This window comes from Devosia oryziradicis (assembly GCF_016698645.1).
In the GTDB taxonomy this organism is placed as follows: Bacteria; Pseudomonadota; Alphaproteobacteria; order Rhizobiales; family Devosiaceae; genus Devosia; species Devosia oryziradicis.
Genome location: NZ_CP068047.1, coordinates 1424534 through 1443132 on the forward strand (window position 1 = coordinate 1424534; position 18599 = coordinate 1443132).

17 protein-coding genes are annotated in these 18599 nt (G+C 63.5%); 11 read left to right on the plus strand and 6 right to left on the minus strand.

Going from position 1 to position 18599, the window contains the following annotated elements:
* Positions 1–38: 38 nt before the first annotated feature.
* The 4 genes from JI749_RS07150 to JI749_RS07165 all read right to left on the minus strand — a co-directional run bounded on the left by JI749_RS07150 (position 39) and on the right by JI749_RS07165 (position 4092).
* Positions 39–1097: an ABC transporter ATP-binding protein gene (locus JI749_RS07150; protein ID WP_201661495.1), complete on the minus strand. Its 1059-nt coding sequence runs from the start codon at positions 1095–1097 to the stop codon at positions 39–41.
* A 10-nt stretch (positions 1098–1107) separates the two neighbouring features.
* Positions 1108–1899, minus strand: a complete 792-nt coding sequence (locus JI749_RS07155; protein ID WP_201661497.1) for an ABC transporter permease — start codon at positions 1897–1899, stop codon at positions 1108–1110.
* Positions 1896–2768, minus strand: a complete 873-nt coding sequence (locus JI749_RS07160; RefSeq protein ID WP_201661499.1) for an ABC transporter permease — start codon at positions 2766–2768, stop codon at positions 1896–1898. The genes JI749_RS07155 and JI749_RS07160 overlap by 4 nt, the downstream gene beginning before the upstream one ends.
* A gap of 217 nt (positions 2769–2985) precedes the next feature.
* The gene (locus JI749_RS07165; protein WP_201661501.1) at positions 2986–4092 is read right to left on the minus strand and encodes an ABC transporter substrate-binding protein; all 1107 of its coding nucleotides are present in this window, start codon (positions 4090–4092) and stop codon (positions 2986–2988) included.
* Positions 4093–4505: 413 nt separating this feature from the next.
* Here JI749_RS07165 and JI749_RS07170 point away from each other — a divergent pair, with 413 nt between their 5' ends.
* The 4 genes from JI749_RS07170 (at position 4506) to JI749_RS07185 (ending at position 9534) form a co-directional block, all read left to right on the plus strand.
* Entirely contained in the window at positions 4506–5768 is a 1263-nt protein-coding gene (locus JI749_RS07170) for an imelysin family protein (protein WP_201661503.1), read from the plus strand.
* A 93-nt stretch (positions 5769–5861) separates the two neighbouring features.
* Positions 5862–7373, plus strand: coding sequence for a di-heme oxidoreductase family protein (locus JI749_RS07175; RefSeq protein WP_201661506.1), 1512 nt, complete (start codon positions 5862–5864; stop codon positions 7371–7373).
* The gene (locus tag JI749_RS07180; protein WP_201661509.1) at positions 7373–8440 is read left to right on the plus strand and encodes an imelysin family protein; all 1068 of its coding nucleotides are present in this window, start codon (positions 7373–7375) and stop codon (positions 8438–8440) included. Before JI749_RS07175 ends, JI749_RS07180 begins: the two co-directional genes overlap by 1 nt.
* Before the next feature lie 2 nt (positions 8441–8442).
* Positions 8443–9534, plus strand: a complete 1092-nt coding sequence (locus JI749_RS07185; RefSeq protein WP_201661512.1) for a DUF1513 domain-containing protein — start codon at positions 8443–8445, stop codon at positions 9532–9534.
* A gap of 14 nt (positions 9535–9548) precedes the next feature.
* On the opposite strand, the gene JI749_RS07190 is transcribed toward JI749_RS07185, so the two are convergent.
* Positions 9549–10565: a substrate-binding domain-containing protein gene (locus tag JI749_RS07190; protein ID WP_201661515.1), complete on the minus strand. Its 1017-nt coding sequence runs from the start codon at positions 10563–10565 to the stop codon at positions 9549–9551.
* 483 nt (positions 10566–11048) lie between these two features.
* On the opposite strand from JI749_RS07190, the gene JI749_RS07195 reads away from it, so the two are divergent.
* The 6 genes from JI749_RS07195 to JI749_RS07220 all read left to right on the plus strand — a co-directional run bounded on the left by JI749_RS07195 (position 11049) and on the right by JI749_RS07220 (position 17458).
* Positions 11049–12317 carry an ABC transporter substrate-binding protein gene (locus JI749_RS07195; protein WP_201661518.1) on the plus strand — a complete coding sequence of 423 codons (1269 nt, stop codon included), beginning with the start codon at positions 11049–11051 and terminating at the stop codon, positions 12315–12317.
* 88 nt (positions 12318–12405) lie between these two features.
* Positions 12406–13386, plus strand: a complete 981-nt coding sequence (locus tag JI749_RS07200; protein ID WP_201661521.1) for a carbohydrate ABC transporter permease — start codon at positions 12406–12408, stop codon at positions 13384–13386.
* Positions 13386–14231 carry a carbohydrate ABC transporter permease gene (locus JI749_RS07205; RefSeq protein WP_201661524.1) on the plus strand — a complete coding sequence of 282 codons (846 nt, stop codon included), beginning with the start codon at positions 13386–13388 and terminating at the stop codon, positions 14229–14231. The genes JI749_RS07200 and JI749_RS07205 overlap by 1 nt, the downstream gene beginning before the upstream one ends.
* A gap of 11 nt (positions 14232–14242) precedes the next feature.
* On the plus strand, positions 14243–15250 hold the full coding sequence (locus JI749_RS07210; protein WP_201661527.1) for an ABC transporter ATP-binding protein: 1008 nt from the start codon (positions 14243–14245) through the stop codon (positions 15248–15250).
* A 195-nt stretch (positions 15251–15445) separates the two neighbouring features.
* Positions 15446–16234, plus strand: coding sequence for a ThuA domain-containing protein (locus JI749_RS07215; protein ID WP_201661530.1), 789 nt, complete (start codon positions 15446–15448; stop codon positions 16232–16234).
* 180 nt (positions 16235–16414) lie between these two features.
* Positions 16415–17458: a Gfo/Idh/MocA family protein gene (locus JI749_RS07220; RefSeq protein ID WP_201661532.1), complete on the plus strand. Its 1044-nt coding sequence runs from the start codon at positions 16415–16417 to the stop codon at positions 17456–17458.
* Between the two features lie 139 nt (positions 17459–17597).
* On the opposite strand, the gene JI749_RS07225 is transcribed toward JI749_RS07220, so the two are convergent.
* Entirely contained in the window at positions 17598–18107 is a 510-nt protein-coding gene (locus tag JI749_RS07225; protein ID WP_201661535.1) for a hypothetical protein, read from the minus strand.
* 209 nt (positions 18108–18316) lie between these two features.
* Between JI749_RS07225 and JI749_RS07230 the strand changes: the two genes are divergently transcribed.
* Entirely contained in the window at positions 18317–18565 is a 249-nt protein-coding gene (locus JI749_RS07230; protein WP_201661538.1) for a GlsB/YeaQ/YmgE family stress response membrane protein, read from the plus strand.
* Positions 18566–18599 lie beyond the last annotated feature (34 nt).

Here is an 18599-nt window from a genome sequence, read left to right on the forward strand (position 1 = left end):
GCACGGGTCCAGCGATGGCGCCGCCGGCACGGGTATCGCTAGAGCACCAGGAGGTCCTTGCTGGCGAGGCTGACGGTGACGGGTTCCCCGCGACTGGGCGGGGCGGTGCGCTGGTCGTTGAACGTGTCGAGACTGAGGATGTTCCGTCCCAGATTGACGCGCAGGCGGATCACCGAGCCTAGGAAGGTTACATCGGCAATGGTGCCAGTGAGCGTGATGTCGTTGCCCTCGCGCGCGCCGACGGAGAGCACTTCGGGGCGCAGCGTGAGCGAGATGGGTGCGCCCGCGGCCGCCGTCGGGGGCAGGGTGGGTACGGCGACGGTCTGGCCATCGATGTCGACGCGGCCAGTGGCGGGATCGACGATCGTCGCCTCGATGGTGTTGAGGTGGCCGACGAAGGTGGCGACGAAGCGGGTGGCGGGCTTGTTGTAGATCTCGTAAGGGGCGCCCAGCTGCTCGATATTGCCCGCATGCATCACCACGATGCGGTCGGAGATCGAGAGCGCCTCCTCCTGATCGTGGGTGACGAAGACGGTGGTGATGCTCAGGTCGAGCTGGATGGCGCGGATTTCCTCGCGCAAGCTGACGCGGATCTTGGCGTCGAGGGCCGAGAGCGGCTCGTCGAGCAGCAGCATTCGCGGGCGCGGGGCGATGGCACGGGCCAGAGCGACGCGCTGCTGCTGGCCGCCGGACATTTCGTAAGGGTAGCGCTTTTCGTAGCCGGGCAGGCCGATCAGCTTGAGCATTTCGTCGACGCGGGCGCGGCGCTCCTCGGCCCCCATACCCGCGATCTTGAGGCCGAAGCCGATATTGTCGCCGACATTGAGATTGGGGAACAGCGCATAGGCCTGGAATACCATGCCGAGCTGGCGCCGGTTGGGCTTGAGGCCCGTTATGTCCTGGCCGTCGACCTTGATGGAGCCCGAGGTGGGGTTCTCGAAGCCGGCGATCATGCGCAGGATCGTGGTCTTGCCGCAGCCCGAAGGGCCCAGCAGCGAGATGAACTCACCCTTGTCGAAGGCGAAGCTGACGCCCTTGACCACCGTCGTGGTGCCGAAAGTCTTGGTGAGGTTCTGGACGTCGAGAAAGGCTGCCATGGGTGAGGGCTCAGTCGGTTCTGGCGGAGGTGCGGGGAGCGAAGCGGCCAAGCACGTTGATCATGCCCATGGCACCCCAGGTGATGATGAAGGAAATGACGGCCAGGGCGGCCGGCTCGTAGGCGCGGTTGGCGCCGATATTCTGCAGATATGGGCCGAAGGCAGGCCGGTTGAGCAGGCTGGCAATGGTGAACTCGCCGATGACGATGGCGAAGGTGAGGAAGGCGCCCGAGAGGACCGCCACCAGAATGTTGGGCAGAATGATGCGAGCGATGATTTGCGCGGTGTTGGCACCGGCGATCTGGGCCGCCTCGGTCAGGGTCTGCACGTCGATGGTGCGCATGCCGGTATCGACGGCACGGTACATGTAGGGCAGCGCCAGGGTGACATAACCGCAGACCAGCAGGATATCGGTGCCGATGGCGCTGCCGGTGAAGGGCACGATCGAGGACGAGTTGTAGAGCCGGATATAGCCATAGACCAGGATGATGGCCGGGATGATCAGCGGCAGCAGGGTGACGAATTCGACGAAGGGGCGCAGCTTGGGCAGGCGCAGGCGGACGAAATAGACGGCTGGAACCACGACCAGGATGCCGACGATGATGGCGAAGATGCCGATGACGGCCGAGTAGCTGAACGTGCGCTGGAAATTGGGATCGGAGAAGACCGACGCATAGCTGTCGAAGCTGTAGTAGCCGCGACGCATCTTGAGCGAGAACTCGAAGGTGGCGACCAGCGGGACCAGGAAATAAGCGAGGCCGACAAGGAAGACGAGCCAGGCCCAGAAGCGCGACTGCTTCATTTCATCCACCTCTCGGCACGCGCGGAAATGACCAGATAGATGATGTTGGCGCAGGCGGTGATGAGGATCATGCCCAGCGCGAGCGCAGCGCCCAAGCCCGGATTTTGCAGGGCGTCGCCGCGGATCTGCGCGTAGAGGAGGATGGGGACGATGTTGAGCGAGGAGCCCGTCAGCGCATAGGCGGTGGCGATGGCGCCGAAGGCATTGGCGAAGAGCAGGCTCAGCGTGCCCAGGAAGCTCGGCCACAGGATGGGCATGCCGACATAGCGCCAGAACTGCCACGGACTGGCGCCCAGGATTTGGGCGGCCTCGCTCCATTCCTTCTTCAGCCCATCAATGGCCGGCGCGATGATCAGGATCATCAGCGGAATCTGGAAATAGAGATAGGTGATCGTCAGGCCCCAGAAGCTGAGGAGGTTGAAGCCGGACTTGTAGAGGTCGATGCCAATGGTCTTGAGGACGATGGTGACCAGGCCCAGGCGGCCCAATGTGGCGATGAAGGCGAAGGCCAGCGGTACGCCGGCGAAGTTGGAGGCGACGCCGGAAAAGGTCATCACGGCCGAACGCAGCCCGGCGGGAAGGCGGCCGCGGATGATGGCCAGCGCGATGGCCAGGCCGATCAGGGCGCCCAGGATGGCGGACGCCCCGGAGATGCGGATCGAAATCCAGTAAGCGGCCATGATGCTGTCGGTGAACAGCGCCGTGATGTTGTCGAAGGTGAACTGGCCGTCACGGCCGACAAAGGCCGCGCCGATCAGGTAGAGCGTGGGCAGGATGAGGAACATCACCGCGAAGATGAGGAAAGGCGCTACGCCCAGCCACTCGAACGAGAGGCGGCGGCGTGAAGGTGATGCGGTTACGTCGGCCATCGTGAACCCGTGGAGCCCCATATTTTGCCGCTTGCTCGATGCAGCACCTCCCCCTTGATGGGGAGGATGGAGGGGGTGGAGTCGCAAGCATTGAGTATGCGGACCCATACCCCCACCCTGCTCGATATACGGACTTAGCTGGCGCTAAGTCCTATCTCGCTTCCCTCCCCTCAAGGGGGAGGGTGGACCCGGTGGTTGGGTCCAATCGAGAGAGGTCTTACTCGACGTTGGCGCCGACGACGGCGTCCCACTGGCCGGTGATGGTGGCCTTGGCAGCGTTCTGCTGGTCGATGCTCGGGAAGACGGCAGCCTCATAGGCGGCGGCCGGCGGGAGAGCGTCGAGCAGTTCCTGCGGGATCTTGCCGTTGGCAGCCAGGTCGTTGAAGCGGATCGGGTGGCAATAGCCCTTCAGCCAACCAAGCTGACCTTCGTCGGAATAGAGATATTCCATCCAAAGCTTGGCAGCGTTGGGGTGGGGTGCGTAGGCCGAGATGGCCTGGATGTAGACGCCGGCGACAACGCCGGTGGCGGGGACCACGATCTCGGTTTCCGGGTTGCCGGCGAAGCCATCACGGAAGGAGAGCAGATTGTAGTCCCAGGCGAGCAGGATCGGCGTCGTGCCCTGGGCGACCGAGGCAGCCTTGCCGATGACCGGGACGAAGTTACCGGCAGCATTGAGGTCGGCGAAGAACTTGAGGCCGGCATCGGCAGCGCCTTCGTCGGCACCGGTCGAGGAGAGACCGGCGGCATAGACGGCCTGGATGGCCTGGTTGGAGGCGCGCGGATCACCGGCGAGGCCGACGCTGGCGCTATATTCTGGCTTGAGCAGGTCAGCCCAGTCGGCGGGAACGGTGGATACCAGATCCTTGTTCACCAGCATGGCCATCACGCCGTAGTAGTCGCCGTACCAGTAGCCCTCTTCATCCTTGGCCTCGGCGGGGATGGAGTCCCAGGTCGCGACCTTGTAGGGCTGGATCAGGCCTTCGGCCTTGGCCGAAGGGCCGAAGCTGAGGCCGACGTCGATCACGTCGGGGGCCTGCGGGCCGGTATTGCCCTTGTTGGCCTTGATGGCTTCGATCTCGTCGGCCGAGCCGGCATCGGGGTTGAGTTCGTTGACGGTGATGCCCGGATACTTGGCCTTGAAGCCTTCGATCACGTCGCCATAGCCGCACCAGGAGTGGGGCAGGGCGATGGTGGTGAGCTGGCCTTCGGCCTTGGCGGCTTCGTAGAGCGCGTCAATGTCGGTCTGGGCGAAAGCGGGGGCAGAAACGGCGAGGACGGCAAGCACCGAGACGGATGCGCCGAGGGTTTTCTTGATGGACATGTTCAGTCTCCCTGAAGGTCGTTCGTGATCGCCCGTTGGGGGACGATCCGGCGAACTCGGGAGGCCTGTAGTGTGGTGGTATGACAGCGCGATGACGGGTTCAGGAGGCGTAGATGACGGCCGACCCGCGGCCGATAACGCCGCTATTCAACCGTTTGCGTGAAATCCCCGTCCAAGCCCGAGCCTCCCAGCTGCAATTGTGACAGTGCCCGTTTGTGACAGTTTCGTCCAGATGGTCAAAAATTTTCGACCGCGGTGGAAAAGGGCAAGCAACGGAAAGCATTGGCCTATTGGCCGGTGGAAGGAAATCGGGGCCTGCCAGTAGTTTAGACTTTTTCTAAACTATTGAAATTTAATTGCTTTCTGAAGCTGACCGGCGTACTCCGCTTACAAATTTATCTGGAGGATCGTCGATGATCTCGGTCAAGCGCACCCTGCGCAGCCTCGCCCTTGCCCTGACAATATCGGTTGCGCCGATGGCCGCGTTCGCGCAGGCGCCGGCCGATCTCGACGTGCTGACCCACTATGCCGACCTGGCGCTGGCCGGTTACGAGGATGCGCTGACGACGGCAAAGGCACTGGACGCGGCCGTCGACGCGCTGATCGCCAATCCCAGCGAGGCGACCTTGCAGGCGGCCAAGGATGCCTGGAAGGCGGCCCGCATTCCCTACCAGCAGACCGAGGCCTTCCGCTTCGGCAACCCCATCGTCGACGAATGGGAAGGCCGGGTGAATGCCTGGCCGCTCGACGAGGGCCTGATCGACTATGTCGATGCCAGCTATGGCACCGAGAGCGACAGCAACGCGCTTTACGTCGCCAATGTCATCGCCAACCCGAAGATCACCATCGACGGCGAGGAGATGGTATTCGACCAGATCACCCCGGCCGTGCTGCAGGACCAACTGCAGGAAGCGGCCGGCGTGGAGTCCAATGTCGCCACCGGCTATCATGCCATCGAGTTCCTCCTTTGGGGCCAGGACCTCAACGGGACGGGGCCGGGTGCAGGGGCACGGCCGTCTACGGACTATTCGACTGCCGAGCATGCCGATCGCCGCGCAGCCTATCTCAAGGCGGCATCGAGCCTGCTGGTAAGCGATCTCGGGGAAATGGTTGGCAACTGGACCGCCGATGGCGCTGCCCGCGCGGCGCTGCCGGAACTGGGGATTTCGGCAATCCTGACCGGCATGGGTTCGCTGAGCTTTGGCGAAGTGGCCGGCGAACGCATGAAGCTGGGTCTGCTGCTGCACGATCCGGAGGAGGAGCACGACTGCTTCTCGGACAATACGCATGTGTCCCATCTCAACGATGCCATCGGCGTCCAGAATGTCTATCTGGGCAAGTACACCCGGATCGACGGATCGGTGGTGGAAGGGCCATCGCTGTCGGACGTGATTGCCGCCAAGGATGCGGCGCTCGACAGCGAGATCAAGGCGCTGCTCGGGGACACGGTCGCCAAGATGAACGTGATGGCCGATCGCGCCGAGGCCGGCGAAGCCTATGACCAGCAGATCGGCGAAGGCAATGCCGAGGGGAATGCCGTGGTGCAGGCGGCGATCGACGGGCTGATCGCGCAGACGCGCGGCATCGAGCGGGCCGTGGCCCTGCTGGAGCTTGAAGATGCCGTGACGATCGAGGACAGCGACAGCCTCAGCAATCCGGACGCGGTTTTCCAGTAGGAGCACGCCGCTCCCAACGCGGCAGTGTCATCCCGAGCACGGGGTGACACCGGGTTTGTTGGAAATTCCGGGCCAAGTTGGTAGATCGTCCGCATGAAAACTGCTCTCACCCTTGCCCTGATCGCGCTGCTTGCCGGCGGGCTTGCCCTTGCGCAGGATCAGGCGGTGCGCAGCGACCTGACGCCCGAGGACCTGGCGCGCGTTGCCAGGGTGACTGCACCCACGACCGATTTTTCCAAGCCGGAGAACTTCGAAGCCAAGCCGGCGGGGGCGGGAACGACGACGTTTGCCCCCAATGCCGATTCCTTCAGTCACTTCCTCGACAATCTGAGCTTCGAGCAGGAAGAACAGTTTAAGCTGGGCAATGCCCTGTTCCGCAAGATCTGGGTTTCGTCGCCCAGCTCGACCCAGGCCTCGGATGGGCTCGGACCGCTGTTCAATGCGCGCGGCTGCCAGAGCTGCCACCTCAAGGACGGGCGCGGCCATCCCCCGTTCGAGGGGCAGGCGGAGAATGTGTCGATGTTCCTGCGCCTGTCGGTGCCACCCGAGGCGGACGACAAGCGCGTGGCGCTCGATGGCGTGTTTGCCGGCGAGGTGGGCGACCCGACCTATGGCACGCAGCTGCAGGATTTTGCGGTGCCGGGGCTCCAGGCCGAGGGGCGGATGGTGATCGACTATGTCGACCTGCCAGTAACGCTTGGCGATGGCACTACGGTGACACTGCGCGAGCCGCACTATTCGGTGGCGGACCTGGCCTATGGGCCGTTGGCCCACAATGTCATGCTGTCGCCGCGACTGGCCAACCCGATGATCGGGCTGGGGCTGGTGGAACAGATTCCGACCGAGGATATCCTGGCACTGGCCGACCCTGATGATCGCGATGGCGACGGCATTTCAGGCCGCCCGAACTGGACGATCGAGCCGGTAAGCCAGAGCGTCATGCTCGGCCGGTTCGGCTGGAAGGCGGGGATGGCCAGCATCCGCAGCCAGTCTGCCGGCGCATTTGCTGGCGATATCGGCATTGCGACGCCCCTGGTGAACCTGCCGCATGGCGATTGCACGGAACGGCAGACCGAGTGCCTCGCCATGCCAACAGGTGTGCAGGACCGGCTGGGGCCGAGCGAGGCGCCCGACCCGGTGCTGGACCTCGTGACCTTCTATGCCCAGACCCTGGGCGTGCCGGAGCGGCGCAATGTGGGCGATGCGGCTGTGCTGCGGGGCAAGGCGGCCTTCTATGGCGCCGGCTGCGCCAGTTGCCATGTGCCCAAGTTCGTCACCAGTCGCGATGCCGAGAACCCGGCGCACCGGTTCCAGCTGATCTGGCCCTATTCGGATTTCCTGCTGCACGACATGGGAACCGGCCTGGCCGACAATCGGCCGGAGGGGCAGGCGGACGGGCAGGAATGGCGCACGCCGCCGCTGTGGGGTATCGGCCTCACCGAGACTGTATCGGGCCACACGTTTTTCCTTCATGATGGGCGGGCCCGCAATCTCGTCGAGGCCATTCTATGGCATGGGGGAGAGGCACAGGCGGCGCGCGACGCATTCGCGCAAATGTCCCAAGCCCAGCGCGATGATGTCGTCGCCTTCCTGGAATCGCTGTGATGCGCCTGCTGCTTCTTGTTCTGATGATGGTCTTTGCCGGCCCGGCGCTGGCTCAGACGGCGACGCCGTCGCAGGTGCTCGACGCGGCGGTGAACAAGGTCATCCGCCCGGCGGTGGCCGCCTTCAAGACGCGGGCCAGTGGCCTGGAAAGCGCCATGGGCGGGCTGTGCGCAGCGCCCTCGGAGGGCGCGCTGGCCATTGCCAGGCAGCAATTCGGCCTGGCGGCACAGGCTTATGGCCGGATCGAATTCCTGCGCATCGGGCCGTTGATGGAGGACAACCGTGCCGATCGGCTGCTGTTCTGGCCCGACCGTCGCGGCATCGGGTTGCGGCAGGTCCAGGCCATCATCGCCGAACAGGATAGCGGCGCCAGCGAGGTGACGCTGCTGCGCCAGAAGAGCGTGGCCGTGCAGGGGTTCGGGGCATTGGAATATGTGCTGTTTGGCACCGATGCAGAGGGGCTCGCAGCGGCTGGCGCGGAATTCCGTTGCCGGTACGGCCAGGCAATCGCCGCCAATATCAGTGGGATCGCCGACCAGGTGGCGATGGGCTGGTATCGCTATGACGGCGTTGCGTCGCACCTGACGCGGCCCGTCCCCGACAATGCCGACTACCGTACCGAGACCGAGGCGCTGGAAGCCCTGGTGGGGCTGGTGGCCCATGGCATCGAGGGCTTGCGCGACACGCGGATCAACCCATTTGTCGCCCAGGGCGGCGAGCCGGCCAAGCCCAAGCAGGCGCTGTTCTGGCGCTCCGGCCTGACGATGGCGATGATCGCTGCCGATATCGAGGGCATGGAGGCATTGGTAGCCGGATCGGGGATGGCGCGGGCCGTCGGACCCGACGATGCGGGCCTCGACAATTCCATCGCATTCGAATTCCGCAACGCCCATCGGGCCATCGGGTTGGTGACGCTGCCGGTCGAGCAAGCCGTGGTGGACGAGAAGCAGGCCCATGCGCTCGACTACCTGATTATCGTGACCCAATCGTTGCAGACAATGATCGGCGAACAGCTGTCGGCGGCGCTGGAACTGTCCGTGGGCTTTTCGTCGCTGGATGGCGACTGACCATGTGGCAGCGACGGGCTTTCCTCAAGGCGGCCGGGGCGGGCTTTGCCGCGGGCCTGCTGCCACGGCAGGTCGAGGCGCTGGAGCGCAGCGACCTGGTCTTTGCCAGCTCGGTGCAGACGGCCGCCGGCAGCTATGGCGCGGTGCTGCTGGGCGAGCGCGGCGACGTTATTGCCTCGATCGACCTGCCGGATCGCGGACATGATATCACCATCAGCCGAGAAGCAGGGCGGGGCGTGGTATTCGCGCGCCAGCCCGGAACGTTTGCGGTGGTGTTCGATCCCCAGGGACGCGCAGCGCCGGTGACGCTCACCAGCGTCGAGGGCCGGCACTTCTATGGGCATGGCGTGTTCTCGCCCGATGGCCGGCTGCTCTATGCGACCGAGAGCGATTTCGAGGCGGCCCGGGGTGTCGTCGGCATCTACGATGCGACGGACGGCTACCGGCGGATCGGGGAATTCCCCACCTTCGGCACCGGCCCGCACGAAATGCTGCTGATGCCCGATGGCGTCACCTTCGTGGTTGCCAATGGCGGGATCGAAACGCATCCCGATTTCGGGCGGACCGAACTCAACCTCGAAACGATGGACCCTTCGGTGGTGTTCATCGACCGGAGGGACGGCCGGCTGATCGGGCAGTTGCGGCTCGATGCGGGCCTGCACCAGCTGTCGATCCGCCATATGGCCATCGATGGACGCGGGCGGGTGTGGTTCGGCTGCCAGTACAAGGGGGCGCCCGCGGACAAGCCCCAACTGGTGGGCTATGCGACCATGGATGGCGAGATCAGGCTGATCGAACTGCCGCCGGGCACGCTGGCCGACCTGCGCAATTATGTCGGCTCGGTGGCGGTGTCGGCCGATGGGGTGACTGTCGCGGTGTCGTCGCCCGAAGGCGATCTGTTGGTGGCCATCGACGCCGAGGGCAAGCGGCCTGTTCTGGCCGAAACGCTACGCAATGGCTGTGGCCTGGCGGCCGATGGCATGGGGTTCGTCGCTACAAGTGGCAATGGCGAGATGATCGGCATGGCGGGCGCAGACCGCGCAGCGCAGAAGTTCGACTTCCTCTTCGACAACCACATCCTTCGCGTGGGTTAGGCGCACGGCGCGCGCTATTGCTGCAGCGGCCCCGAGCTTTGGCGCAGGACCAGCTCCACGGGCCAGAGCTCATGCACGTCCTGCACCGGCTTGCCGCCGAGGATCTGCAGGATCAGCTCGGCAATGCGCATCCCCGCCTGGCGGATCGACGAGCGGGTCGTGGACATGGTGGGGTACATGTTGTCGGCATTGAGATAGGGGAAGACGTCGTCATGAGCGATCATGGAGACGTCCTTGCCCAACTCGAGCCCGGCTTGGCGTATGGCGCGAAACACGCCCAGCGCGGTCATCATGGAGCCGGCGAGAAATGCGGTGGGACGCGGCCGCAGTTCGAGCATAGCCTGGGCCTGGCGGAAGGCGATTTCGTCGGTGAAGATGGAGTTCCCCATCAATGCCGGATCGAAAGCGACGCCGCGCGCGGATAGGGCTGCGAGGTAACCCAGTTCGCGGTGCTCGGCGAAGGTGCGGCCCTTGAGGCCGTTGAGCAGGGCGATGCGGCGATGGCCGAGATCGAGCAGGTGGCCGGTGGCGCGCTCGACGGCCCCGGTATTGTCGATGTCCATCCAGGCGACCGGTTCGCCGATATTGGTGCGGCCATGCAGCACGAAGGGGACCTTGAGGTCGAGCAGCAATTCGGCACGCTGGTCCCGCAAGGTCGGCGAATGCAGCACCACCGCATCTACCTTCTGGCTCGCGGCGATGCGGCGGTAGGCCGCCAACTCGTCCTCGAGGCTGTTGACGGTGACAACCAGGATGTCGATCTCCTGAGCACCGACCTGTCCGCCCATGCCGGCGAGGAACTCACTCATATGCGGCCCCAGTTCGTCGGCGCCGCGCAGGACCAGCCCAACGGCGCCGGAGCGCCCCGTGGCGAGGCGCAGGGCGCTGGCATTGGGACGGTAGCCCAGGCGCGCCGCGGTCTCAGCAACGCGCAGCCGCGTGGCCTCATTGACTTCGGGATAGCCATTGAGGGCGCGACTGACAGTGGTTTGCGACAGGCCGAGATGCTCAGCCAGATCCTTCAGTCTCATTGCTGCAACTGGCCCCCACGGCACGGCACGACGCTGGCATCCTTTCTTGGATAGCCTGGTCTTCCATGCCTTTAGGGCAGGCAGGCCGCCTTGAACAGCGGTTCCTGCTTCCTCCTCCCGACATCATTCAAAGCGATTTCAAATTTTCACGCAAGGGCTGAGTTTGAGGTTGGGAAAATGAGGTGCGTACATCAGCGGAAATGGCAGCGTCATGCGCGATTGACGGACCAATCCACGTATAAGTACTTGAAGTGTAACGATAAAATATGTACTGAAGCAAAATTCCTTAAAATTTCGTGATCGCGGCGCTTGACAGAAATTCAGCGCTCTGGTTCTTTTTCATTCAAAGCGCTTTGAAAACGTTGGCGGAACAGCCGCTGAAACGGGCGCTTTTGTGGGAGGAGAACCGACGGGCCGGCGCCAGATGCGCAGGGCCAGATTGGTGTGCCTCCCTGACAGTTGGTTCATTCGGGAGGAAATCTAATGAAAATCAACAAGCTGCTCGTTGGTCTGCTGACGAGCGTGACGCTGGTGGCCGGCGCTGCCCAGGCCGCTGAGCTGTCGATCGTTTCGGGTGATACCGGCAACGGCCTCGCATTCCTGCGCAGCCAGCTGGACAAGTTCGAAGCCGAAACCGGCAATACGGTCACCGTTGTGCCGATGCCGTCGTCGACGTCGGACCAATTCGGCCAGTACAAGCTGTGGCTGGCAGCCGGCAACACCGACATCGACGTCTACCAGACCGACGTGATCTGGGCTCCCCAGCTGGCGGACCAGTTCCTGGACCTGACCGACGCAGCCAAGGATGTCGTGGGCAACCACTTCCCCTCGATCATCGAGTCGCAGACGGTTGACGGCAAGCTCGTCGCGCTGCCGGCCTTCACCGACGCTCCCGCCCTGTTCTACCGCAAGGATCTCCTGGAGAAGTACGGCAAGCCTGTTCCGACCACCTGGGATGAAATGGCCGCCACGGCCAAGGAAATCATGGATGGCGAGCGCGCCGCCGGCAATGCCGAGATGTGGGGCTTCGTGTTCCAGGGCAACGCCTATGAAGGCCTGACCTGCGATGCCCTCGAATGGGTCAAGTCGAATGGCGGCGGGCAGATCGTCGAGGCCGACGGCACCATCTCGATCAACAACCCGCAGGCCGCCGCTGCTATCGATCGCGCCGCCACCTGGATCGGCACGATCTCGCCGGAAGGCAACCTGGCTTACCAGGAAGAAGAAAGCCGTGGCGTCTGGCAGCTGGGCAACTCGGTGTTCATGCGCAACTGGCCTTATGCCTACGCGCTGGGCAACGGCGACGACTCCGCCGTCAAGGGCAAGTTCGACGTGGCTCCGCTCCCTGCCGGTGACGGCGAAGGCGCCGGCTCGGCGGCAACGCTGGGTGGCTGGAACGTAGCCGTTTCCAAGTACTCGCCCGATCCGGAAGAAGCGATCAAGCTCGCCCTGTTCCTGAGCTCGCCGGAAGTGCAGAAGGAACGCGCGATCAACCAGTCCAACCTGCCCACCATCCCGTCGCTCTACGAAGATGCCGATGTGCTGGCTGCGTCGCCCTTCATGGCGAACTGGAAGGCCATCTTCGAACAGGCCGTGCCGCGTCCGTCCGCTCCGACCAAGATCAAGTACAACGAAGTGTCTTCGCTGTTCTGGAGCGCCGTGCACAACACCCTCTCGGGTAACGGCACTGCGGCAGAAAACCTGGAAGGCCTGGAAGCCGACCTGACCGACCTGAAGGGCGACGCCTGGTAAGTCCTCCCAGCGCCCAATCCAGAGCGGGCGACGGCTAGCCCCGTCGCCCGCTTTGCGCAATGATGGACAAAACGGGGAGGAGGCCAAAATGGCCACGGATGTGATGGCTGCGCCCGTCGCGGCGACCGGCGGCAAGATCAAATCGGAACTGATGCAGCAGCGCGTGCGCGCCGCCCGATGGTTCCTGCTGCCCATGCTTATTGCGCTGGCCATCGTGGCCGGCTGGCCGCTCCTCCGATCGATCTATTTCTCGTTCACCGACGCGTCCCTGAACAACCTGGGCGGCGCCGAGTGGATCGGCTTCGGTAATTACCTGCGCGTACAGGTGCTCGACAGCGGCGCGGTTCGCTATCGCGGGCTGCTGGCTGATCCGGCCTGGTGGAATGCGGTGTGGAATACGCTGCGCTTTGCCGTCGTATCGGTGAGCCTGGAGGCCGTGCTCGGCATGCTGGTCGCGCTGGTCCTCAATGCCGAGTTCAAGGGGCGTGGCATCGTTCGCGCCGCCATTCTCATTCCATGGGCGATCCCGACCATCGTTTCGGCCAAGATGTGGGCCTGGATGCTGAACGACCAGTTCGGCATCCTCAATGACCTGGGCCTGCGCCTGGGCCTGCTGAGCCAGAAGGTCGCCTGGACCGCCACAGCCGAGACAGCGATGCAGGCGGTGCTGATCGTCGATATCTGGAAGACGACACCGTTCATGGCCCTGCTGATCCTGGCGGGCCTGCAGATGGTGCCCAAGGATATCTACGAAGCCGCCGAGATCGACGGCGTGCATCCGGTCAAGCAGTTCTTCCGCATCACGCTGCCGCTGGTTCGTCCGGCGCTGATGGTGGCGATCATCTTCCGCCTGCTCGATGCCCTGCGCATCTTCGACCTGATCTATGTGCTGACGCCCAACAGCGCGGCAACCAAGACCATGAGCGTGCTGGCGCGCGAGAACCTGTTCGACTTCGACAAGTTCGCTTACGGCTCGGCCATGTCGACCTTGCTGTTCATGATCATCGCCATCCTGACCATCCTCTATATCTGGCTGGGCAAGGTGCGGTTCGACGGGGGAGACCGCTGATGACCGCGACATTCGATCTCTGGAAACTGGTCAAGACCATACTGTTCTACGCTGCGGTGGTCTTCATCGTCGTGGTCAGCGTGTTTCCGTTCTACTACGCGATCCTGACCAGCCTCAAATCGGGCACCGACATCTTCCGCGTGACCTACTGGCCGGTATCGCTCAGCCTGGAAAACTACCAGGCTGTGTTCAGCCAGGGCAGCTTTCCGCGCAACCTGCTGAACTCGATCTTCGTGGCCTCGATCACGGTGATCCTAGCGCTGTTCCTGGCCGTGACAGCGGCTTTCGCGCTCAGCCGCGTTCGGTTCCGCGGCCGCGGCTTTCTGCTCATGGTGATCCTGGCGGTGTCGATGTTCCCGCAGATCGCCGTGCTGTCGGGGCTGTTCGAGCTGATCCGGGCGCTGGGCATCTACAACACGCCCTGGGCGCTCATCTTCAGCTACACGATCTTCACCCTGCCGTTCACCGTATGGGTGCTCACCACCTTCATGCGTGACCTGCCGGTCGAGATCGAGGAAGCGGCCATCGTCGACGGCGCGACGCCCTGGATCATCATCACGCGGGTCTTCATGCCGCTGATGTGGCCCGCGCTGGTGACGACGGGGCTGCTGGCTTTCATCGGGGCGTGGAACGAGTTCCTGTTCGCCCTGACCTTCACGTCGTCGAACGACACCCGCACCGTGCCGGTAGCCATCGCGCTGCTGTCGGGCGGTTCGCAGTATGAAATTCCATGGGGCATCATCATGGCGGCCTCTGTCATCGTGACAGTGCCGCTGGTGGTGCTGGTGCTGGTGTTCCAGCGCAAGATCGTCAGCGGTCTTACCGCCGGCGGCGTCAAGGGCTAAGGGAGAGACAAATGGCAAGCATCGAGCTTCGCAACATTCGCAAGGCCTTCGGCGCGGTCGAGGTGATCAAGGGCGTGGACCTGGAAGTCCGCAAGGGCGAGTTCATGGTGTTCGTCGGCCCGTCGGGCTGCGGCAAGTCCACCCTCTTGCGGCTGATCTCGGGCCTTGAGGATATTACCTCGGGCGAGATGCTGTTCGACGGCAAGGTGGTCAACGCCCTGGCTCCGTCCAAGCGCGGCATCGCCATGGTGTTCCAGTCCTATGCGCTCTACCCGCACATGACGGTTTACGACAACATGGCGTTCGGGCTGACCCTGGAGAAGGGCCACAGCAAGGACGAAATCCGGCAGCGCGTGGAAAAGGCGGCCGACATGCTGCAGATCCGCCAGTATCTGGATCGCCTGCCCAAGCAGCTTTCCGGCGGCCAGCGCCAGCGCGTGGCAATTGGCCGGGCCATTACGCGGGATCCCAAGGTGTTCCTGTTCGACGAGCCGCTGTCGAACCTGGACGCGGCCCTGCGCGTGGCGACCCGCATCGAGATCGCCAAGCTGCATGAGAGCATGAACAACGTCACCATGATCTATGTGACGCATGACCAGGTGGAGGCCATGACCCTGGCCGACCGCATCTGCGTGCTGCGCGACGGGCTGGTGGAGCAGGTGGGCACGCCCATGGAGCTCTACGAGAACCCCAATTCGGTCTTCGTGGCCGGCTTCATCGGTTCGCCCAAGATGAATTTCATTTCCGGCGACAAGGCCAAGGCCTACAACGCCCATACGCTGGGCATCCGTGGCGAGCACATCACCATCGTGCCCGACAACGGTACCTGGACGGGCACGGTCATCCATACCGAGAACCTGGGCGCCGATTCCTATGTCTATCTGGAGATGGGCACCGAGGAGCCGGTGGTGGTGCGCCTGGATGGCGCTAATTCATACAAGAGCGGCGACACAGTGCATGTCTCGCCGATGCAGGACAGGATTCATCGCTTCGACGCGGCCGGAAAACCGATCCGCTAGGCGATCACACTTTTGGTGGCGGCCACATAGCCGTCACCAAGTTCAACCACAGCGTCATCAACGCGAAAGCGGGAAAACCACTCTTTGGCTGCATGAGCGGCCAGAACGATGGCTTTTCGCTTGGGCGGAAATGCCGCGGAGACAACAAGGCGGACGGTGCCTCCCCACCGCCGCCTATATCGCAGGAGACTTCCAATGCCTATCCGTACCCTGGTCTGGGGCGAAAACGTTCACGAACAGAAGAACAAGGTCGTGGCCGAGAACTACCCCAACGGCATGCACAACCAGATCGCCAAGCTGCTGTCGGAAGACAGCAATATCTCGGTGAAAACGACGACGCTGCAGGAGCCCGAGCACGGCTGCACCCAGGAAGCCCTGGCCAATACGGACGTACTGGTCTGGTGGGGCCACGCCGCCCATGACAAGGTTGACGACGCCGTCGTCAAGCGCGTCATGGAACATGTCTGGCAGGGCATGGGCCTGATCGTGCTCCATTCGGGTCACCATTCCAAGGTGTTCAAGGGCCTGATGGGCACCCCGGCAAACCTGCACTGGCGTGAAGCCGGCGAGCGCGAACGTCTGTGGGTCGTCAATCCCGGCCACCCGATCGCCCGCGGCCTGCCACCCTATTTCGAGCTCGAATACGAAGAAATGTATGGCGAGCCCTTCAGCGTGCCGGAGCCGCTGGAAACCGTGTTCGTCTCATGGTTCCAGGGCGGTGAAGTGTTCCGGTCGGGCCTGACCTATCGTCGCGGCGCCGGCAACATCTTTTACTTCCGTCCGGGCCACGAAACCTATCCGACCTATCACGATGCCAATGTGGGCCAGGTGCTGCGCAACGCGGTCAACTGGGCCTATGACGGCAACCGCCATGCGCACCTGATGAAGGCGCCGAACACGCCGGTGGGCGAGGCGATCGAAAAGATCGAGGAGCGGGGCGCCAAGCTCAGCGCCAGCGACCATGCCGGTGAAGTGAAGAAGTAAACCCCTAGCCCCTCCTCGTCATTGCCGGGCTTGTCCCGGCAATCCAGGGGGCCGGTAACACGGTGGTGGATCGCCGGGACAAGCCCGGCGATGACGATAGGACAGGTATCGCGGGCCGGTTTTGGTCGCGGTGTTCGGTGAAACTGCTATCGGCCACGGCGTGGCCAAGGATTCTATCAGATGCGTATCCTCATCCTGGGTACCGGCGGCATGGCCAACCAGCATGCCAAGCATTTCGCGGCAATCGAGGGCGTGACCCTGGCGGGTGGCGTGGACGTCGATCCTGCGCGCGTCGAGGCATTCAACACCACGCACAATATCGAGCGCGGCTTCGGTTCGCTGGATGCCGCGCTGGCCTGGGGCGAGTTCGACGCGGTCGCCAATGTGACCCCCGACTCGATCCACCATCCGACCACGATTGCCGCGCTCAAGGCCGGCAAGCATGTGTTCTGCGAGAAGCCGCTGGCGACAGACCATGCCAAGGCCATGGAGATGACGGAACTGGCCGAGAGCCTCGGGCTGATCAACATGGTCAACCTCACCTATCGCAATGTCAGCCAACTGCAGAAGGCGCGCGATATCGTGCGGTCCGGCCAGGTCGGCAAGGTCAAGCACTTCGAGGCAAGCTACCTGCAGAGCTGGCTGGTTTCCAAGGCCTGGGGCGACTGGCGCACCGAGTCACAGTGGTTGTGGCGGCTGAGCAAGAAGCATGGCTCCAACGGCGTGCTTGGCGATATCGGTGTCCATATCCTGGACTTCGCCGCCTATGGTGCCGGCAGCGACTTCTCCAAGGTCTTTTGCCGGTTGGAGACGTTCGACAAGGCCGAGAACAACCAGATCGGCGAGTATGACCTGGACGCCAATGACAGCTTCGCCATGACGGCGCAGCTCGAAAACGGCGCGCTGGGGGTGATTCATGCCACGCGCTGGGCCACGGGCCACTTCAACGAACTTCGGCTCCGCATCTATGGGGAACTCGGTTCGGTCGAAATCCAGCATCGGCACGACTGGAGTAAGCTGTTCACCTGCCTGGGGCCCGATGCCGAAACCGGGACCTGGACCGAAGTGGCGGTCGATCCGGTGCCGACGAACTACATGCGGTTCGTCGAGGCTTTCCGCGCTGGCAAGAATCTGGAACCCAGCTTCCGCCATGCCACCAACATCCAGAAGGTGCTGGACCTAGCGACGGTTACCGATCGCGATCGGACCGAGCACAGGGTCTGATCCGGTCAGACGATGAAAGGCCCGCGGTGAAGCGGGCCTTTTTGTTTGCGCCGGCCCTGGACATGGCGGGCCATGGCCTTGGGGCGATCAAATGAAAACCCCGGCCGGGCGGCCGGGGTCATCTTCGCCTGAGCGATGGTTAGGCGCGATCGTCCACATAGACGATGACAGAGCCATCGGCATTGCTCTTGACCGCCACCACGTCGGCGCTTGTGTGGCCTTCGGCCTCCAGCTTGGCCTTGATGGCGGCGTTGCCGTCGATGTTGGTGTGCAGCGTCGTCATGCCATCGGCATTGGCGGTTAGCGCCTCATCCAGCGCAGCGGCCTCGTTTGCGGCATTGCCCTGGAGCGAGGACAGCAGCACGATGGTGATGTTGGCCTCTTCGGTGACGGTGGTCAGATCGACGTCGGCCGAGCCCTTGATGGACGAAACGACCGAGCCATAGGTGTTGTCGGACATGCCACCTGCATTGGCGTTGGCATTTGCCTTGGCGTTGGCATCGACACCCGCCGCGGCGTCGACAGCGGGGGTGTCAACCGTAACGCCCGCACCGGTATCGACCTGCACGCCAGCATCCTGCGCCAGGACCGGCAGGGCGCTGGCGCTCAGCAGTGCGGCGATGGTGGTCGCGATGATGGTCTTCTTCATTTGGAACTCCTCAGTGGGATTATGCCCCCCACTTGAACAGCGCCTCAACGGACCGACCGGTCATCCGTTGCACAAAAACTGATCACAATCGGTGCAACTTCCTCCGGGTCGCGCGTAGCGTTTGCTGGTCACGGGGCCTGGACCTCGGGGTCTTGCAACCGGGGCTCGCGGTTCCGACTTATTGCTGCAAGGCTGACAAGGAGCGTCAAATGGGTATTATCTGGGCCATCATCATCGGCTTCCTCGCCGGCCTCATCGCCAAGTGGATTACGCCAGGCGACAAGAAGCCTGCCGGCTTCATCCTCACCACAGTGCTGGGCATCGTCGGCTCAGTCCTGGCGACATGGCTGGGCCAGGCCATCGGCTGGTACGGCCCGGGCGACGGGGCCAACTTCATCGGCGCCATCGTTGGCGCGGTCATCATCCTGCTGGCGTGGCGTCAGCTGGCGCGCGGGTGATCCGCGCTCGACACAAAAGAAAAAGGGCGCCCAA